The following is a 1882-nucleotide window of genomic DNA, read 5'->3' as shown; positions in this document are numbered from 1 at the left end:
GTGACGATTGTGACTGGGAAGTCGGATGTTGCGAGATAGTTCTGGAGGGCGACGACGAAGGCGGCACCGACGATGGGGCCGATCAGCGTGCCGATGCCGCCAAGCAGCGTCATCAGGATGACCTCGCCCGACATCTGCCAGCCGACATCGGTCAGCGTTGCAAACTGGAAGACAAGCGCCTTCATGCCGCCTGCAAGGCCCGCAAGGCCTGCCGACATCACGAATGCGGCCAGCTTGTACTGATTGACGGAATAGCCGAGCGATATGGCGCGGTTTTCGTTCTCGCGCACCGATTTCAGGATCATGCCGAAGGGCGAGTTGGTGATGCGCCAGATGGCGAAGACCCCAAGCACGAACACGGCCAGCACGAAGTAATACATGTTCATCTGGTTGTTGAGATCAATGAAGCCGAACAGATATCCGCGCGGCACGCCCTGCAAGCCGTCCTCGCCATGGGTGAAGGCCGCCTGCAGGCAGAAGAAGAAGAACATCTGCGACAGCGCAAGCGTGATCATGGTCGAATAGATGCCCTGACGGCGAATGGCCAGATAGCCGATGACAAGGCCAAGCGCTGCGGCGGCAAGAACGCCGAGGATCAGCCCCACTTCCGGCGTCACGCCCCATTCCTTCACCGTATGCGCGGTGATATAGGCAGCGCCCCCGAAGAAGGCCGCATGGCCAAACGAGAGAATGCCGGTATAGCCAAGCAGAAGATTGAAGGCGGAGGCAAACAGCGCAAAACACAGCATCTTCATCAGGAAGATCGGATAGACCACGAAGGGTGCGGCGGCCAGTGCGATGATGGCGATGACGAGAATGACCGCCGACAGGCTGTTGATCGCAGGCTTGCGGGATGAAGCAGCACCATGGCTTGCAGCCGTTGCTTTAAGAGCGGTATCAGCCATATCAGGCCTCCTTCCCGAACAGTCCGGCGGGTCGCACCAGAAGGACGATAGCCATGATAACGAAGATGACGATGCTGGAGGCTTCCGGATAGAAGACCTTGGTGAGCCCTTCGGCCAGCCCCAGCACATAGCCGGTGATGATGGCGCCGAGGATCGATCCCATGCCGCCGACAACCACCACGGCAAAGACCACGATGATGATGTTGGAGCCCATCAGCGGGCTGACCTGATAGATCGGGGCCGCCATGATGCCGGCAACGCCTGCAAGACCCGCACCCAGCGCATAGGTGAAGGTGAGAAGCAGCGGCACATTGATGCCGAAGGCTTTGACCAGTGTCGGGTTTTCGGTGGCGGCGCGCAAATAAGCGCCAAGCTTGGTCTTTTCGATCAGAAGCCAGGTGCCAAGGCAGATGATCAGCGAGGCCACGACCACCCAGGCGCGATAGTTCGGCAGGAACATGAAGCCGAGATTATGCCCGCCAGCAAGCGACGGCGGCACCGCATAGGGCTGTCCGGCCGCGCCATAATAATAGCGGAACGTGCCTTCGATCACGAGCGCCAGGCCGAAGGTGAAGAGCAGGCCATAGAGCGGATCGAGATTATAAAGCCGTGACAGCGCCACGCGCTCGACGATCGCCCCGCCAAGACCGACGATGATCGGGGCCAGAATAAGCGCTGGCCAATAGCCGATGCCAAGCCAGCTCAACAGCAGATAGCCGACAAAAGCGCCCAGCATATATTGTGCGCCATGGGCAAAATTGATGATGCGCAACAGCCCGAAGATGATGGCAAGGCCAAGGCTCAGCATGGCATAGAACGAGCCATTGATGAGGCCAACCAGCAACTGCCCGAGAAGCGCTTGCAAAGGTATTCCAAAAATCATTGTCATGTCAGACCCCCAGCGCTTCGTTCAGGGCTGCCATGCGGTCGGGCAGCTCGGCGGTCGGGAAGTTCTCCGTCACCATGCCATGATCCAT

General features: G+C 59.1%; 2 protein-coding genes and 1 pseudogene. All 3 read right to left on the bottom strand.

The features are described 5' to 3' along the window. The coding region (locus QBD01_RS25380; RefSeq protein ID WP_280995033.1) for a branched-chain amino acid ABC transporter permease at positions 1-905 on the bottom strand (905 nt) is incomplete at its 3' end. Between the two features lies 1 nt (position 906). Then, positions 907-1794: a branched-chain amino acid ABC transporter permease gene (locus tag QBD01_RS25375; protein WP_280995032.1), complete on the bottom strand. Its 888-nt coding sequence runs from the start codon at positions 1792-1794 to the stop codon at positions 907-909. A gap of 1 nt (position 1795) precedes the next feature. Continuing rightward, positions 1796-1882 (bottom strand): annotated as a pseudogene (locus QBD01_RS25370) (ABC transporter ATP-binding protein); the annotation flags it as partial.

It is taken from the genome of Ochrobactrum sp. 19YEA23 (assembly GCF_029909865.1).
Classification (GTDB): Bacteria; Pseudomonadota; Alphaproteobacteria; order Rhizobiales; family Rhizobiaceae; genus Brucella; species Brucella gambitense.
Note: the sequence above shows the minus strand (reverse complement) of the source record. Positions and strands in the feature narration are given on the sequence as shown.

What these genes read in the sequence shown, in the direction of transcription:
- QBD01_RS25375 (WP_280995032.1), bottom strand. Translation starts at nt 1,794, where the DNA reads ATGACAATGATTTTTGGAATACCTTTGCAAGCGCTTCTCGGGCAGTTG.